The 16,905-nt window shown below is 38.5% G+C and carries 18 protein-coding genes and 1 pseudogene; 5 read left to right on the top strand and 14 right to left on the bottom strand.

The features are described from left to right. From BA81_RS19505 to BA81_RS18770, 5 genes are all read right to left on the bottom strand, one after another. Positions 1-136 (bottom strand): flagellin N-terminal helical domain-containing protein (locus BA81_RS19505; protein WP_487042772.1); only part of this gene is annotated, 136 nt, incomplete at its 3' end. Between the two features lie 287 nt (positions 137-423). Continuing rightward, the gene (gene hag / locus BA81_RS18785) at positions 424-1,359 is read right to left on the bottom strand and encodes a flagellin Hag (RefSeq protein WP_034284296.1); all 936 of its coding nucleotides are present in this window, start codon (positions 1,357-1,359) and stop codon (positions 424-426) included. 231 nt (positions 1,360-1,590) lie between these two features. Continuing rightward, positions 1,591-3,282, bottom strand: coding sequence for a Kelch repeat-containing protein (locus tag BA81_RS18780; protein ID WP_034284295.1), 1,692 nt, complete (start codon positions 3,280-3,282; stop codon positions 1,591-1,593). Positions 3,283-3,400: 118 nt separating this feature from the next. Beyond that, a complete protein-coding gene (gene alr, locus BA81_RS18775; protein WP_034284294.1) occupies positions 3,401-4,582 on the bottom strand; it encodes an alanine racemase in 1,182 nt (393 codons plus the stop codon). 173 nt (positions 4,583-4,755) lie between these two features. Beyond that, on the bottom strand, positions 4,756-5,367 hold the full coding sequence (locus BA81_RS18770) for a GlsB/YeaQ/YmgE family stress response membrane protein (RefSeq protein ID WP_034284293.1): 612 nt from the start codon (positions 5,365-5,367) through the stop codon (positions 4,756-4,758). A gap of 140 nt (positions 5,368-5,507) precedes the next feature. Between BA81_RS18770 and BA81_RS18765 the strand changes: the two genes are divergently transcribed. Then, entirely contained in the window at positions 5,508-5,855 is a 348-nt protein-coding gene (locus BA81_RS18765; protein ID WP_108909024.1) for a YunG family protein, read from the top strand. A 55-nt stretch (positions 5,856-5,910) separates the two neighbouring features. Here BA81_RS18765 and BA81_RS18760 read toward each other — a convergent pair whose 3' ends face one another. The 4 genes from BA81_RS18760 to BA81_RS18745 form a co-directional block, all read right to left on the bottom strand. Beyond that, a complete protein-coding gene (locus tag BA81_RS18760) occupies positions 5,911-6,369 on the bottom strand; it encodes a GyrI-like domain-containing protein (RefSeq protein ID WP_034284291.1) in 459 nt (152 codons plus the stop codon). A gap of 370 nt (positions 6,370-6,739) precedes the next feature. Beyond that, positions 6,740-7,873, bottom strand: a complete 1,134-nt coding sequence (locus tag BA81_RS18755; protein ID WP_034284290.1) for a Rap family tetratricopeptide repeat protein — start codon at positions 7,871-7,873, stop codon at positions 6,740-6,742. 129 nt (positions 7,874-8,002) lie between these two features. After that, a complete protein-coding gene (locus BA81_RS18750) occupies positions 8,003-8,422 on the bottom strand; it encodes a GNAT family N-acetyltransferase (RefSeq protein WP_034284289.1) in 420 nt (139 codons plus the stop codon). Positions 8,423-8,463: 41 nt separating this feature from the next. Further along, positions 8,464-9,618: an MFS transporter gene (locus tag BA81_RS18745; protein ID WP_034284288.1), complete on the bottom strand. Its 1,155-nt coding sequence runs from the start codon at positions 9,616-9,618 to the stop codon at positions 8,464-8,466. Positions 9,619-9,730: 112 nt separating this feature from the next. On the opposite strand from BA81_RS18745, the gene BA81_RS18740 reads away from it, so the two are divergent. Both BA81_RS18740 and BA81_RS18735 read left to right on the top strand, forming a co-directional pair. After that, the gene (locus BA81_RS18740; protein WP_034284287.1) at positions 9,731-10,636 is read left to right on the top strand and encodes a LysR family transcriptional regulator; all 906 of its coding nucleotides are present in this window, start codon (positions 9,731-9,733) and stop codon (positions 10,634-10,636) included. A 16-nt stretch (positions 10,637-10,652) separates the two neighbouring features. Continuing rightward, the gene (locus tag BA81_RS18735; RefSeq protein ID WP_034284286.1) at positions 10,653-11,216 is read left to right on the top strand and encodes a GNAT family N-acetyltransferase; all 564 of its coding nucleotides are present in this window, start codon (positions 10,653-10,655) and stop codon (positions 11,214-11,216) included. Positions 11,217-11,220: 4 nt separating this feature from the next. On the opposite strand, the gene BA81_RS18730 is transcribed toward BA81_RS18735, so the two are convergent. Further along, positions 11,221-11,745 (bottom strand): DinB family protein, encoded by a 525-nt coding sequence (locus BA81_RS18730; RefSeq protein WP_034284285.1) that lies wholly within the window; start codon positions 11,743-11,745, stop codon positions 11,221-11,223. Positions 11,746-11,923: 178 nt separating this feature from the next. On the opposite strand from BA81_RS18730, the gene cuyB reads away from it, so the two are divergent. Beyond that, positions 11,924-12,622, top strand: a complete 699-nt coding sequence (gene cuyB, locus BA81_RS18725) for a cysteate racemase (RefSeq protein WP_034284283.1) — start codon at positions 11,924-11,926, stop codon at positions 12,620-12,622. A gap of 23 nt (positions 12,623-12,645) precedes the next feature. Further along, positions 12,646-13,521, top strand: coding sequence for a LysR family transcriptional regulator (locus BA81_RS18720; RefSeq protein WP_034284281.1), 876 nt, complete (start codon positions 12,646-12,648; stop codon positions 13,519-13,521). Positions 13,522-13,565: 44 nt separating this feature from the next. Here BA81_RS18720 and BA81_RS18715 read toward each other — a convergent pair whose 3' ends face one another. The 4 genes and pseudogenes from BA81_RS18715 to BA81_RS18700 form a co-directional block, all read right to left on the bottom strand. Next, positions 13,566-14,462 carry a macrolide 2'-phosphotransferase gene (locus tag BA81_RS18715; RefSeq protein WP_034284279.1) on the bottom strand — a complete coding sequence of 299 codons (897 nt, stop codon included), beginning with the start codon at positions 14,460-14,462 and terminating at the stop codon, positions 13,566-13,568. Between the two features lie 426 nt (positions 14,463-14,888). Then, positions 14,889-15,714: pseudogene (locus BA81_RS18710) on the bottom strand (SMI1/KNR4 family protein). Positions 15,715-16,059: 345 nt separating this feature from the next. Then, positions 16,060-16,359 carry a contact-dependent growth inhibition system immunity protein gene (locus BA81_RS18705; RefSeq protein ID WP_034284276.1) on the bottom strand — a complete coding sequence of 100 codons (300 nt, stop codon included), beginning with the start codon at positions 16,357-16,359 and terminating at the stop codon, positions 16,060-16,062. Between the two features lie 16 nt (positions 16,360-16,375). Further along, positions 16,376-16,905, bottom strand: a 530-nt coding sequence (locus BA81_RS18700; RefSeq protein ID WP_345917537.1) for an RNase A-like domain-containing protein, incomplete at its 5' end; no start/stop codon positions are given.

Below are 16,905 nucleotides of genomic sequence, written 5' to 3'. Positions count from 1 at the left end.
GACCTGCTGCGTCATCTCCTGCACGGTTGATACGAAGTCCAGAAGAAAGCTTCTCCATGTTCTTTTGCCCTGCACCATTGTTGGCAGACAAACGGTTCAGTGTGTTAAGTGCTGCGATATTGTGGTTAATTCTCATGTTAAATGACCTCCATGTGTTTGAACCAATTGGACGTCCTTATCCAAAAGTTCTAAATTAGAATTTTTTTGTAAGCCTTACAATCCATTTATCGAACATTTATGGAATATGTTTAACAAAAAAAGGAATAAATAAGGATAAAGTCTTATTCACTATGGTCGTTTCGCTAGAGTATTCCAAATTTGAAGGTCATTTTTCATGATTTATAACAGGGGTTTAAGAATCATAAGACTGGAGAAAACACGAAGAAAAAAACATAAAAAAAAGCCCCATAAAGGGGCCTGTCATTAACGTAGTAATTGAAGTACGTTTTGTGGCTGTTGGTTCGCTTGTGCAAGCATTGCTTGAGACGCTTGAGAAAGAATGTTGTTCTTTGTGAACTCACTCATTTCTTTCGCCATGTCAACGTCACGGATACGAGACTCAGCAGCTGTTAAGTTTTCAGAAGAAGCACCAAGGTTGTTGATTGTGTGCTCTAGACGGTTTTGAACTGCACCAAGTTTACCACGTTGAGCAGATACTTGGTTGATAGCAGCATCAACGATTTTCAATTGTGTATCAAAACCTACATCAGTTGCAGTTGCAGCATTATCAGCAAATTTAGTTACATCAATATCTTTTACAGATTGATTAGCTAAGATTGTTCTTCCAGTTGTATCAGCTGGATCTTTAACTCCTAGTGCATCAGTGCTCATTTTTTCGATGTTCACTGAAATTTGTTGAGTTGCATTAGCACCGATTTGGAATACTAAAGATTGCTCACCAGCAGCTGGTGCTGCAGGATCAGCAGGAGCTTTAAATGTACCATCTAACAATTTCTTACCGTTAAACTCTGTACGATTTGAGATACCATCTACTTCTTCTTGTAGAGCTTTAATCTCATCTTGAATAGATTGAAGATCAGTAGTTTTATCCTGTGTACCAGTATTTCCAGCTTGTACAACTAGTTCACGAACACGTTGAAGGATTGAATGAGTCTCAGTCAATGCACCTTCAGCTGTTTGGATAAGAGAGATACCGTCTTGTGCGTTTTTAGAAGCCATTTCTAATCCGCGGATTTGTCCACGCATTTTTTCAGAGATTGCAAGACCTGCTGCGTCATCTCCTGCACGGTTGATTTTAAGACCAGAAGAAAGTTTCTCCATGTTCTTTTGGCTCGCACCGTTGTTTGCAGACAAACGGTTTAATGTGTTAAGCGCTGCGATATTGTGGTTAATTCTCATTTCCTATTACCTCCATGTATGTGGGACCTGACAGACGTCCTTGTCTGAAAAAAGTCCTTTATTCTAGGGCTTATCAACCCTGACAATTCTATTATCGGATTTGTTTATAGGATGTTTAGCAGATTTTTTAAAAAATATCTTATTTTTTTCATGACGTTGATCCTAATTTTAACAATTCTATCAAAATAAAAGCTGCTGATCTCTTATCAGCAGCTTTACAATTTATGAATATCAGTATTGCTTGATATCAAACATTAAGATATTTTGGTACACAACGTAATCCTTCTTACTTGTGAAAGGACCTTTATTGTGTTCATCATTGATTTCATAGAAGTTCATGCCAATTCCAAAACTTCTCTCTTTATACCAGTTTAGAAAATCGTTGATTTCTTTCATTGAAAGCAAATAATCCTTTTGCAGCCCGTTTATCATGGTAATTGAAAGTATACCTTTTGTTGCTTCTTCACCAGGTTTTGTTCCGTCTTGATCCTTTGGTTCTTCAGTTGAACCATCACCTGGTTTTGTTCCGTCCTGATCTTTCTGTTCTTCGGTTGTGCCATCATCTGGCTTTGTTCCGTCCTGATCTTTCTGTTCTTCGGTTGTGCCATCATCTGGCTTTGTTCCGTCTTGCTCTTTCGGTCCTTCAGTTGAACCATCACCTGGTTTTGTTCCGTCCTGATCTTTCTGTTCTTCGGTTGTGCCATCATCTGGCTTTGTTCCGTCTTGATCTTTCGGTCCTTCAGTTGAACCATCACCTGGTTTTGTTCCGTCCTGATCTTTCGGTTCTTCGGTTGTGCCCTCATCTGGCTTTGTTCCGTCTTGATCTTTCGGTTCTTCGGTTGTGCCATCGCCTGGCTTTGTCCCGTCCTGATCTTTCGGTTCTTCTGTTGCGTCATCATCTGGCTTTGTTTCACCTTCAGCAATTTGCAAATCTTTTAGTGAGATAGAAATCACTGATTTGTAATCACTTTTAATCGATTTTGAATGATAATCTTGCTTGAAATTTCGACCACCTATGATATATATGGTATCCTCAATCGTTACAGCACTTGAACCTACTCTAGCTTCAGGTAAATTGATCGAGCTTCTTTTCACAGAATTCGTTTTAGCATCATAAAACTGTGTGTAAGGTGATAATAGACTAGATCTGTCGTCATACTGACCTCCAGCCATAAACAATTTCCCCTGGTATGTTGTAAATGCAGCCCCTAGTTGATAAAAATTCAACTTTGATTTCGTTTGTACCCATTGATTTGTTTCAATGTTATATTCATATACTTGGGCATTATGGAGATTACTAACTGTTCTTTCTCCACCTGTGGCATAAATCTTGTTGTTAATAACTTCTGACATAGACATTCCCGTAAATTGCTGAGGAAACATTTTTAATTGTTCCCATTTATCCGTTTTTGTATCATAACTATAAAAATTATGTTCTTGATAAGGGCTTTTATTCGTTGCAAGAATATAAATCTTATCATTTAAAACACTCGCACTTATATCACCTTTTGTTACAGCTAAGTATGGAATATTAATTGGTGTTTCTACCCATGTATCTAACTCTGCATCGTAAATATCAATCGTATTTGTACTATCTTGATATGCTCCTCCAATAACATATACTTTTTTACCTATCGCCACTGCCGTACTATCTGTTCTTTCTCTTGGCATATCAGCTTTTGAGCTCCACTCATTTTTGTGAGGATCATACATGTAGGTATTTTTATTACTATATGATTTTTCACTACTTCCCCCGAAAACAAAAATCTTCCCATCTACTACTGCGGAACTAGAATGAAGTCTCTCTTCCGGTAAGTCCGCCCGCTTCGTCCACCCATTTGTTTCAGCTGCATGAGCTTTTAACGGATGAATTGTGACCATCATAAAAATAGTCAAAAGCACTAAAAATAAACCTTTTTTCATCGTTTCTTTCCTCCATATCTTAAATATCCCTCCTTTTATCGACATATTTGTAATAAAATTTAATTTTTATCATTGTACACCAGAACAAATATCCTCAAATCGCACCTGTTATTTACCCTCACACATACATCACCGGCGTTGATATTTTAATAATCTTTCCGCCGCGACGATAAAATCTTGGGACGCGCCGGCTTAAGGTGGCGATGACTTCGTAGTTGATCGTATTGAGCATTTCGGCGATTTCATCGACAGAAATTTCTCCGCCCTTTTGACGACCATATATGACGACTTCTTCGCCTTGCTTTGCTTTCATTTCTCCTAAACTGATCATCGTCATATCCATGGTGACGCGGCCAGCAATCGGCATTCGTTTTCCACGGAAAAGCATAAATCCTCGATTGGATAATGCTCGTGAGTACCCATCTGCATAACCGATTGGTATGGTTGCTATAACTTCATCAGGTTTTGCTACATAGGTTGCCCCATAGCTGACGGTCCTTGGCTTTGTCACCATTTCCTTCACGAATGCAATCCTTGCTTTTAAACTGAGAGCGGGCTCTAGCTTAATAGCATCTAAACTCTCAATGTATTGCGAGGGATACAGTCCATAAAGTCCGATGCCTAGCCGTATCATATCTGCGCTAAATTCAGGAAATGCGATGGCAGCCGCTGTATTGTTCATATGTACAGTGGGCAAAGTAATGCCTTCTTTTTTTAAGAAACGAAGAAAATCAATAAAAATGCTGTGCTGCATTAGTGTGAAATCAGGGTCAGGCTCATCCGCAGTGGAGAAATGCGTAAATATTCCATCCCACCTCAGGTTTTCACTCTTTTCAAGCGCCTCCACCACCTCTAACAGCTCTTCCTTTGTCCGTACACCTAATCGTCCCATCCCTGTGTCAACATTGACATGAATCCCAAGGCGATGCTGACTCTCTTCTTCCGCTAAGATCTCATTTGCTTGAACAATCCAGTCTTCTCGAAGGCCGGATAGGTCAATTCTCCAGGCTGCGGCCCTTTTCACACAGTCGAGCGGGGTAAATCCAAGGACCAGAATCGGTGCTTCAATTTTTGCTCTCCGCAATACAATGCCTTCTTCCAAGCTGGCAACCGCAAGCTCTGTCGCACCGCTTTCTAGTGCCTGCCGCGCTACTTCAACTGAACCGTGTCCATAAGCATTTGCCTTTACGACAGCCATGATCTTGCTTTTCCTTGGAATATGCGCTTGAATGGCTTCGATATTTCTTTTAATCGCGTCAAGATTGACCTCGATCCAGACTTCCCTGCAAAGCTTTTGCATGTATGTTTCCTCCAGTCATTTTTGATAACAATATTCGTTTCCGTGTCTAGTCTATCTTTATTCATTTTTGAGAAAAACATTCAACCGCAATGATTGAACCAGCTTTTGTCTTGATGGACATAAAAAAAGAAACCACCTCAAACTGTGATTTCTTCTTTATGAACAGTCATTTATTAAACCGCAGATTTCATCATTGAATCAATTTCATGATAAATCTCCTTCAGATTTTCTCGTTCAGTCAAATATTCGGCATTACTCTTACGAACAGGCACATCAAATGCCAGAAAGGCGAGCGTTATCGTTGATGATTCCTGATCATTCATAGTTAATCTCAATTCAAGTGTCGAGATCTCTTCATTATTATCACTCTCAACAGATTGTTCAATCGGTACACCATCTTCTAACATGTCAACTTGCTTCAACTCTTTCAAGGAAAGCTCAGTGACTTCAAACCTGAATTTTCGAGATGAGCCGCCAGGTTGATGTGTAATAAAGCGCATTGCCTTTCGCTCATCATCAATTGCAAAGCCTTTATCAACATTTTGTGAAAAGATGTATGTTGAAGCCTGAAACCCGTCTTCTTGAAAAAGCATCATCATTTTATCTAATAATATATTTGGATCATTCTTTTCCTTTTGCCTTTGCAGCCTACCCGCTATCCATAAAATGACCATTGCACCGATGATGCTAAAAACCGTTCCCAGCCCATTACCTACATCTACGAAAATAGTAAAGCCTAAAATAGCAACAATAAAAGCGATTACAATGCCTATGATGAATATCACTCCATGCTCCTCCTGTCATGACCCTCATTGTTATTTTGGTTTAATCAAGTATAGCATCTGGATTTTGATCGAAAAAAAATCTACTATAGACTAAACAGATACTATATTCATTTCGCTTTTAAATAGAAAGGATTTTTATGATGAACCTCTACACGACAGACGAAATCATTGATGCTCTTTATAAAGCCTGGTCCTCTCAATCTAGTTCAAAATGGAGTGAAGACAACCCGGCCAATGGACAATGCGGTGTCACTTCTTTAGTCGTCCATGATCTTTTAGGCGGAAAAATAAACAAGACCGCATTACCTAGCGGATGGCACTTTTACAACGTAGTGAATGGAAAAAGAATCGACTTTACTTCTTCACAATTCTCTGAGGAAATCGTTTATATGGATGTCCCTTCAAATCGAGAAGAAGCATTTCAAGATACGAATGAGGATCAATACCGATATTTAAAGGAACGAGTCCTAAAATATTTAAACATTTAATACTCATAAAAACAGACCATATGAGGTCTGTTTTCATTGCAGTTTGATAAAGTGTTTAAAAGATAGGCAGTAAGAATTCACACACCTTATCTTCGCCTTCTTCTTCTCTATACCTTTCCATTATAGGGGCCTGACGCATGTTTAATCGATTGTTTTGGATCATTTGAGGCAATTGTCTCCAAAACAAATTCACTTTTTCGATTGTATGTGTCACCGTGAACACAGCATACTTTCCTCCTTCAAAATGACCAGTCTGAACCATTTGATCTTTTGTGAAATCTCTATTTGTCATAAGCATGAGGTCGTATCTGCATTTTTCTGATGGAATTTTTCCAGGATCATCTTGAGGAACACCATATATACCATATTCCTTTAATTCATCATTTAAATGATGTTGCTTAATCCATTTTTTCAATCTCTTCATCATCTCAAAATTCTCTTTGCTGCCATATGATCCGATATTTCTCATATACACCATTTTCATATTCGTTAACATTTCAATTTTGTAATTCATGATTTCCCTCCAATTTTTATTGGAAGACTGGCCAATCATTCCTTACAAACAACGGTAACATCCTTTAAAATAGAATGCAGTAGGATATTAAAAATAATGTAATGTATGATGAAAAATACATATTTTTCAAGATTTGAATCTTTAAAACAAAAAAGAACGGACAACGGCCGCTCCCTTTCTATTACGATTCATTTTTTTAAGGCTTAGCACATTGAAAACCAAAAAAGCCATTATAAAGGCTCTTTTAGTTTAAGCAAAATAACCGATACTAGATGTATGTCCTCTTTGGGCTTCATTATGGATATCGTTTGACGAAACATAGCTAAAAGCACCTAACACACTGACAATTATAAATATGGTTGCTACTGACTTAAATTTCATAAAGACAGTCTCCCCTTTTAATTTGGTGTTGGAAATATAGAATCTTCTCGTAAAATTCGTTTGAGCGTTCTAAATCTCCTGCTTTATTATAATGCTTCGCTGCATCTTTCGCTAAATCTTCAAGATTTGCAAAAAAAGACTTTGATTCCAAATAAGCCATTGACTCTGTTATACGATTCACATTGTTATCTATATATAGTGATTTCAACATAATGAATGTATTTATAAAAATATCATCCTTTAATTTTTCAGCTAACTCGATCCCATAGTTTAATGCATATAAACCTAAATCACTCTGATTATCTTTAAAGTATGATTTTGTCAACATGACTAGCGGATCAAGGATTTTGTTTAAATGCTCATATCCCTGTTCTTTAAACGAATGAATAGATTCATTAAAATATTTAATTGCCATTGAAAGATTATTGTTATGAAAATAACTCAACCCTAAATTATAGAGTGCTGATCCTTTTAATCGTTTGGTTGAGTTGTCGGCGGCTTTTTCTAGTGCGTGCTGAAAATGGGGTATTGCTTTTTCGGGGCAGCCCATATCTATATAGTTTAATCCGATCACAAAAGAACATTGTATTTCTCTTACTGTGTATGTCTCTTTTTCTCGATAGCATTCTATCGCCTGAGCGATATGGTGCATGGACATGTGGGTTTGTTTCATGTGGTAATAGATTTCAGCCATCTTGTAATTGAACTCGGCCCGTTCGATATCGTCACTGACAAGAGACAGCTTTTTTTCTGCCCGTTTATAGAAGGTAATCGCATTTAGGTATTCATAGTTTTCAAATTCATACATGCCGTAGAAAAAATTGAAATAATACTCGAGCAATCCTGTTAATTTCTCTTGGTCTCTTTTGATCTTCATTGCGAGTTCCTTGAAGTTGGCCCGCTCTTTCCCATTTTCTAAAGGATTCAAGTAATCAAGCATTAATTTATGTCTGAACTCCATGAGTGAGAAATACAATAATAAATCTTGATTTTCTTCCATATGATCAAGCATTGATTTGATTTCCTCTTTATATGCTTCGGCGTCCGGTACGTTAAATCTTTGAATATGATAATACCATTCATTGATTTTCAAACCGACGTGAGAAGAAAGCACTTTCTCCATCAGCCCTTACCCCTTCCTCTATTTTCCCTATAATGACATATATTATCATTTTATATACCATTCGACACCGAAAAGAAACCGCAAAAAGGCCCAATAAAGGGCCGTGAAATTGATAAAATAAAATGACTTCTATTCATAAATAAGCACCCAGTATTCCGCCCCAGGTTCTCCTTCTTCCACAACAGCCTTCCACCCTCTTTTTTGATAAAAAGATAAAGCTTTGTGATTGTCGGAGACACATTTGAGGGTGACCGGTGTGCCTAAAACTTTTATAGCCTGTTTGAGCAGCAGATCGCCAGCCCCTTGACCAGCAGCTTCTGGATGTACAAACAAAAGGTGAATAAAACGATCTGGTACATATAGAGAAATGAATCCAAGAATTTTATTGTTCTCCTCAGCTAAGAAAATTTGCTCTTCCTGCGTATCTTGATCAAAATCTTGCAGATGGAGTTCTTCTGGATTGAGCCAGTGAAAGCTCTGGCGCCGGGATTCTAAATAGATTTGTCTTAATTGTGGATAATCGATCGTTTTTGCTTCTCGAATGAGCAATAGAATTCCCCCGTTTATATTGAAATGTGAAGCTGCATCATTTAACTCGACACTTCTTCTTTTCTACCAAGTTTCAATGATAACTGAACGCCAATCATTAACGAGACGATGACAAGCATTGCCACAATGGAAGCATAAAAATGTCCGCTTAAATCGAAAACCAAGCCAATGAAAAACGGACCGAATCCACCCACGATGTACCCGCCCATCTGCGACATCGCGGACCAGGTTCCGGCTTCCTCCGGAGTACTCGTCTCCATAATCGGGAGCATAAGCGCTAAAGGAAATAACCCCCCGGCACCCATACCTAGGAAAATGACGGCTGGCAAGATCGGCATTGGCAGAAGAAGAAAGATAAGTCCAATGAGTTCAGACAGACTGCATAAGATGAGAAATAATTTCGGTTTTCCTAACCGAGTAACGACCGCTGGAACGAGTAGTGCCACCGGAATCTGAATGAGTGTAAATATGGTCAAGAGCATGGCAGCATATTGCGGACTGTTTCCAAAACTAAGAGCAATCGGTGAAATCCATGCCGTCAAAGAATAAAACATACTGGACATAAAGCCAAAGAACAAGGTGAATTGAATGGCCTTTTTGTTTCTCAGCGGCAATTTTAACGGCAATGTTACATGATCACTCTGCTCATTTTTGCGAACTAAACCTATCCATAGAATAAGGGCAATCACCCCTAGAATAGCCCAGCAGGACAATGCAAATGGAAGATGATGCTGACTGCGTAGATAAATCGGAATCGTGAAACCGGAAGCGAGCGCTGCACCTATTGTCATCGAAATTGAATACACACTGACAATACCAGGATTTCTCGGGAAATATTTTTTAATAAAACTAGACAATAAAGGACCTGCGAAGCTAATCCCTACCCCTCCAGCAAACGCAGTCATGAGCAGGATAGCAACCGATTGGCTAGTACCACGCAGTGCAGTGGCAATCGTGATAAGAAGAATCGAGAAAAACAGCGTTCTCTCTAAACCAAAACGCCGGCTGAGTATCGTTGCAACGGGAGCAAATATTCCCATACAAAGGACAGGCAAAGTGGTCAAAAGGCTTGCTGTCAGTGCGTTTACTCCAAGCTCTGATTGGATCATGCTCATCATGGAAGCCACGGAAGTAATGATCGGACGTAAGTTTAAAGGTGCTAAAAATAAAGCGGCTAAATAATATATTTTTTTCATCAATACCCTTCTTTCTCTCTCATCTTGTTAAGGTTACTTTGAGTATAAATCTGCCGCATTCATTGATCAATACAATAAATCGTATTATGATGATAGGAAAAGACTATCATTTATGAAAGGTGGACATATGGATACCCGACATATTACCTATTTTATGGCTGTATTCAACCATTTGCATTTTACAAAAGCCGCTGAGCAACTAGGTATATCACAGCCTACACTTAGCCAGCAAATTCGACTGCTTGAAGCAGAAGTTGGGATGCCGCTCTTTGATCGAATCGGCAAAAAGGTCGTTGCTACCGAAGCTGGTTCGCTGCTTTATCAATATGGCGTGAAAATGCTTCAAGCTGAAAGAGATGCAAAAAATGCGATGAAAGAACTATTATCGGAAAAACGAGGAACCGTTCGTCTCGCAGTACTCCCTTCAGATCTTGATTTTCAGCTGGTGCCACTATTTGTAGAATTTAAAACTCTTTATCCAGAAACCAATCTAAAGGCATATTCAAATATCTTCGTTCGTGAAGAAGTCCTTTCGCATAAAGTGGATCTCGGCATCGGACTGCGAGGGCCTGCGGATAAGCGTCTCGTTCAAATTCCACTTGGAAGTGAGCCTTACGAATTATTTGTTCATTCAGAAAGTGATTTGGCCCAAAAGAGCGAAGTGTCATTAAAAGAGCTGACTCACCGTGCGTTGGTCATGTATCCGAAGGGATATCTAGGAAGGGATTTAGTAGATGACGTATGTAAAGAACAGGGTGTTGAACTGGACACTGCCATGGAGGTTGGGTCCGCGTTTTCGCTATTGCAGCTGGTTGAAGCCGGCATCGGTGCAACCATTCAGCCAAGAGGATTACTAAAGCAACATTCGATGTGGCCTAATATTGTTTCGATTCCTATTGCTGATCCAGCACCTGTCCGGCACTTGGAATTAATTTATTATGCAGATCGTTTTGTCAGCAAAGCACAACAGCAGCTATCTGAATGGCTGATAGACTTTTTCAAATCAAGAACTAACTAAAAAGTGAGGTTAACACATGAAGAATGCAAACAGCATATTTACAAGAACAAACCGGGTTGTTATTCGTCAATTTGATAGACAGGATATTGAAGCATTTTATCAATATCGAGCAAATCCTTCTATTGCAAAATTTCAATCTTGGGAAAACTACACGTACGAAGATGTTGAATCATTTGTTCAACATCAAATGACGCAAAAACCTAATCAATCGGGGACGTGGTTTCAATACGCTATTGCCTTATCTGAGTCCAATCAGCTGATAGGAGATTGTGCCATCCATACACTTGACAGTGAACCTAGAATCGTTGAAATAGGTTTTACCCTCGCGCCTGAATACCAAGGAATGGGCTATATTCACGAAGCTCTCAGTTCAATCTTCCAATATATTTTTTTGACATTGAACAAACATAAAATCATCGCCTTTACAGATGTGCGCAACGAAAAGTCCATTCGAGTGCTGGAACGTTTAGAAATGAGACGCGAAGGACATTTGCTGCAAAATTATATGTCGAAGGGACATTGGGTCGATGAATATCAATATGCCATGCTTCAATCTGAGTGGGCCGCTAAGCGTCATTAAACATTTATTTCCTATTCAAAATTCCTAAATAAGCGCTCCATGGACCCACATCGGTTCGATATCGTTCCGCCATGACCCGAACAATCTGGGACATGTGTGTGAAGTCATGGACAACCCACGCAGAAAGTAATTCGCTCACTTGCACGACCCCAAACTCCGGATGGACGCCCTTTTTCTCTAAATCAAGGCCTGAATGTGTTATGCGCTGAATGTATGCCACATTCTCCATCCGCACATGATGAAACTCAGATAGTGCTTGTTCTATCTGTCTTTCAGTTTGATTCAAATGAGAGTAGCGGTCAAACGCAGGAAATGGTGTATTCTCTCCATCAGCAAGAATCACATTTAATCGAGGAATCCAATTGAATTTCTCTGCTTCAATCAAATGTTCAATGACTTCAACTGGATTCCATGTTCCCTCTCCTTCACGGCTGTGAAGCCAATCATTCGATAAACCGGACAAAAGACTTTCTAACATGTGAGGAGTTCGACTCAACATATCCAAAGCTTCATTTAAATTGAAATTCATATGGCTGCTCCTTTGTCAATTTTCTTTATTCTAATGTTTTTTGAATAGATTGCAACTCATATTTCAAGACAGATAAATGCGCTTTTCATCAACCTTCTATATACAAATAGAACTTTTCTATAACGATTACCATGCTTTCTTTTTTTATAATAGAAAAAAATGAAATGTGGTGATATCTATGTCTATAACGATTGGTATTATGGGCGGGATGGGTCCTTTAGCAACGATTGATCTGATGAAAAAAATCATTTCACATACACCAGCTATTAAAGATCAGGATCATTTACATGTGATTGCTGATAATTTCCCTCAAATTCCTGATAGAACCACTGCAATTTTTGGGAAAGGCGACGATCCTACAGAATATATGATTGAATCAGTAAAGAGATTAGAACGTGCCGGAGCGGACTTTATTCTTATTGCATGCAATACCGCACACTTCTTTTTAGAAAACGTACGACATTCCACTCATATCCCTATTATGAACATGCCATTAGAAACCGCAAATTACCTAAACAAACATTACTATACATCTGTGGGCTTACTATGTACTGATGGAACATTAAAAACCCAGCTCTATCAAAAGGCTTGTGCTCATCACAAGATTGACGTCATGACTCCTAGTGAAAATCTTCAGAAAAACGTGATGAATGGGATATATGCAGTGAAAGCAGGAAAATTAAGTAAAGGCGAAAGTGAATTGGCGTTAGCTGCAGAAATTTTAATCAACCAAGGAGCAGAAGCCATCATTGCCGGCTGTACAGAAATCCCCTTAGTCTTAAGGTCAACTAAAGATGTGAAAGTGATTGACCCTACTGTCATTTTGGCGAAAGAGGCTGTAAAATTAGTGTATGAGCTTGAAAAACTAAACATTTAAAGAACGTCATATAAGGGGATAACATGAATATTGAGAATATAGAAGCGTTTATTTATGTATGCCAGCTAGGCAGTATCAATAAAGCTGCGGAAGCACTGTATTTAACCCAGCCTTCTGTTTCGGCACGTATTCAATCATTAGAAAAGGAATTAGACCTGAAATTATTTGATAGACAGAGAAATAAACTATCTCTGACGGAAAAAGGTGAACAGTTTTACCCGCATGCCAAAAAGATTCTCCATTCTTATCAAGAAGCAAAGCATAGTCTCAAACAAACGATGATTCCTTATGAATTGACGATTGGATGCGCATCCTCCATTTCCAATAATCTATTGCCTAACATATTGCCCGCCCTAAAAGAAAAATACGAAAACCTGAAAGTGAAAATCGTAACAGGACATTCAAAGGATGTTGTCCAAAAAGTGATTAACAACCAAGTAGACTTTGGGATTGTGAGGACTGAAACACATCCTCAAATTGAATCGATCCCAATTTTCAGCGATCCAATCGGGCTGTTCGTCCCAACTCATCACCCGCTTGCCAGCCTTGACAACATCAATATGAAAGAGCTAGAAGAACAGCCTTTTATTTTCTTTGACTATGGATCATTTGATTGGTTGATGCTCCACCGATTATTTCAAAAAAACAACATCACACCGAACATTTCCATTGAGGTTGATCATATGGAAACTGCAAAAAATTTAGTGCTGCAAGGAATGGGACTATCATTTCTACCTCATCATTGTGTTAGAAATGAGCTAGAACAAGGAACATTAAAACAAATTTCAATAGACCCATCCATTGATTTCAACATCAATATCGAGTTCATTTATAAAAAAGGAAAATCCAAATCCGTTTTCATTGATCAACTCAAACAGTTTTTTCATGAATTAGATTAAAAAAAAGCCCTTTTCAGGGCTTTTTTTGGATTCGTTCTGATTGATTAGCTTTCGTTTGCCAACATGTATGCTGCAGTTTCATGCATATCTTTCAATCCTGATCTCTGTGCGTACTCGGCCACAGTAATCGCACTTGTCATCAGAAGTTCTATTATATGTTCATCCATTCCTGGCCAAGTTCTCCCGCCTGCTTTTTCATACGCATGGATAAGTTTTGTTAACCCTTCTTTCCCAAAGAGAAGTTGATGAGACAAAAAGTCTGCAGATACATCACCAACCCCCACTTCAGACCAATCAATCACACCCGTCACACATTGATTTTCATCAATCAGAATGTGGCCGGGATGCAAATCTCCATGCTTCACTCCCACGAAAGGCGGCCATAAAGAATCTTTAGCTAGCCATTCTTGCCAGCGCTCCCATAACCCGCTGTTAATGGTGTATTGCGATTTGACACGTTCCATTCGCTGTTTCATTGATCCTCTTAATTCATGAGCACTGAGCATCTCCACACCGATCGTTTTAAAAGGCTGTTGATCTAAGGAATGTACATTCGCTAGAACTCTTCCTAATGATTCATAATAAGCTTGCGGTACTTTCGTTTGATCAAAACTCCACACATATGATTGCTTCTCCACATCAATACTAGCCGCCGGTACCCCCTCTAATTGTTTATAAGCAATCAGACTTTCTGTAAAGATAGACCACTGAGGGACCTGAAAGTGAACCTGCTTACTCATATGATCTAATGTCTTTTTTTCTTGTAAAGTATGTTTCATTGATTCAGGTCTGCGAGGCACTCTTAATATCCATTGGTCACCATGTAAATCTTCGACATGTGCGACACGGAAATCCACACCTGATTCATTTATTTTGATGGTATTCTCTGAAATTTCTAATCCGTGATGATTGGCTAACTGCTTTAATTCTAGTCTATTCATATTCATTCCTCCAATTGCTCATTTAATCATGATCAATAGGCGTTAAGAAAATCATCAAAAAAACCACAAATAGGCTGCTATCTGTGGCTAGAGTAAACACGGCTAGACTCATATCTCTCTTTTTATCAATAAAAAATTACAAAAAAAGACAGAAATGATATCTGTCTGTCTTCAAGTAAAGTTACATACTTGACCGCTGAAAATGATTAAAAATGTGCAGACTACCCCGTTTACTCTGTTTGATGAAAACAGAGCCTTTGAACATATGAAATTATTGATTGTTCAAAGTTTTCTGGCGTAATCTTCCTGCATGCATCATTTTTAACCATCCTCCTCTTCATAATATAAAACTACTATACTTCATTTAAATATGACTTTCAATAAGATTACAAAAAGAAGCCCTTTTCAGGGGCTTTTCTTCTTTCACTATCGTTTTTTCACAGGATGAATGTCCTCTCCCAAAAAAGCGGTATCAGGCTCACCACTATTTTCTAGAAACTCCGCTATTTCTTTCAGCTCTTGATTGATAAGGTCATTTCTTTGCATATCCGGGTTTAACAGAAGGATGGAGTGAATCGTTGTCGCTGCTTCATACAAAATATGTTGATCTTTTATCTGTTTGATGCATTTTTTCATACGATCGAAAAACCATTCAATCTCTTCAATTTCTTCCATCGGATAATGTGCCATTTTAAAGAGATTCTGCTGACAAAGGTCTTGTCTCTCAAAAATTTGTTCAAGCTCTTCTTTACTGATATACAAATCCGAGCATTCCTCATCAATTTCTACTACCTCGATCATGGCGTCTTCAGCTGTATATAACTGCTCAATAAAATCATCAAAAGTATCTGCCAGCTTAAAATCCACTCCCATCTCTAAATCAAAATAGTAGCGGGTGTTCTTTCGTTTGTCGATAATCCATTGCGATCCATGTATCTTCCTCTCCGCTGATGATCACAAGTCCCTCCGGCAGCTCCAATTCATCACTTAACTGGGAACTATTCATGATGCCATCATCTTTGGCGATTCCTCTTAGATGATCAAATTGAACATGACCCTCAGCCCATGAATTCGGTTGTTCCGTTGGAAAAGCATTACGAACTGTAAAGCCACCATTCCATTCTAAGATGAGCTTTTTTTATGTATCAGGTAAAGCGACACCAAGTCTCACCTCTGCTTCACGAATTTGTTCCTCATCTATCTTTTCTAACGTGAAAGGACTCTCTTCTTCTTTCTCCCAGAAAGGTTTCAAAGTGGGGACCTCCTAGTTTCTAATGAGATCAGTATATCATTGACCAACTACTCATTTACCATTTTAAAACCTCAAATTACAAACTCGTTCAATTCCTTCATCCAATAAAGAATTTATCAGTAGATATAAAAAAGATCTGGCTGGAGTGCCAGCCAGGTACCAGGCACTTAAAATGCTCAATGCCAGCATCCGCATGTTATTCCTTCTGGACAAAATATTCACGTTCGTTTTGTTTATCTATATCATACGATGATCCGCATAGAAAAAAGATCCCCTTTTTCTTGATTTGATGACCAATTGACACAAAAAACCTTGAAAGGCATTGGCCGATCAAGGATCATTTTGTTACTTCATTTTCACTGCTTCTTTCATTTCCTCTACTATTTTATTAAACCACTGTATAGGATTTAATGAGATCGCCGGAAAATAGATTTCTGCATTATTTTCGATAAAGCTTTCTTTTTCTTCTATTGTTAAAGTACCATTCAAAAAATCCTGACAATCCTTTATAGTAGACAGCAGACATTCTTTAGTAGCTTCATGAATAAACTCCTCTAACGCTTCTTCTGGTGAATCGATATCCTGATGAAATGTCCCACCTAAAAAATCTTCTAACTCCTCTAAATAACTGTAACTCTCATTCATTTTATCATCCTTCTTTCTATTTAACAGGGTATCCTGTTAAAATAAAACCGCCATTCTCATCTTTTTTCAGTATAATTTTTGCATTTGTAACATTCTCAACTACTTCTGAATTTCTCGAAACACTTCTTCCAATTACCTCCCCATCACCCTTATATTTTAATGGTAATGTAGGTCTACTGTTGGGGTCGGATAACCACTTTTGTATTTTATCAACACTCTTCGGATCACCCAAAACTGAATCAGCAACTCTTTCTGCAGTCATTCTATCGTTAAAAGTAGAAGAACCCGTGATTTTAGGATTACTTTTCAGCCTTTCTAATAGTTCTTCATCTGTTTTCCCAACATGTCTCTCTATTAAGTGCCCACCTCTGGATTCATGTGTAGCTAACCCATTACCTGGAGATAAAGGATTTTTCTCACCTTTCTTGATTCCCATCTTACCATGAAACCCTTTTGCACCAAACGGTAAAAGCATCCCCAGCGCCGCATTCATACTCGCTTCCTGCTGTTCTTTCGAGATCTTGTTTCCAAACATGTCTCGGCCTG

Source organism: Bacillus safensis FO-36b (assembly GCF_000691165.1).
Lineage (GTDB): Bacteria > Bacillota > Bacilli > Bacillales > Bacillaceae > Bacillus > Bacillus safensis.
Note: the sequence above shows the minus strand (reverse complement) of the source record. Positions and strands in the feature narration are given on the sequence as shown.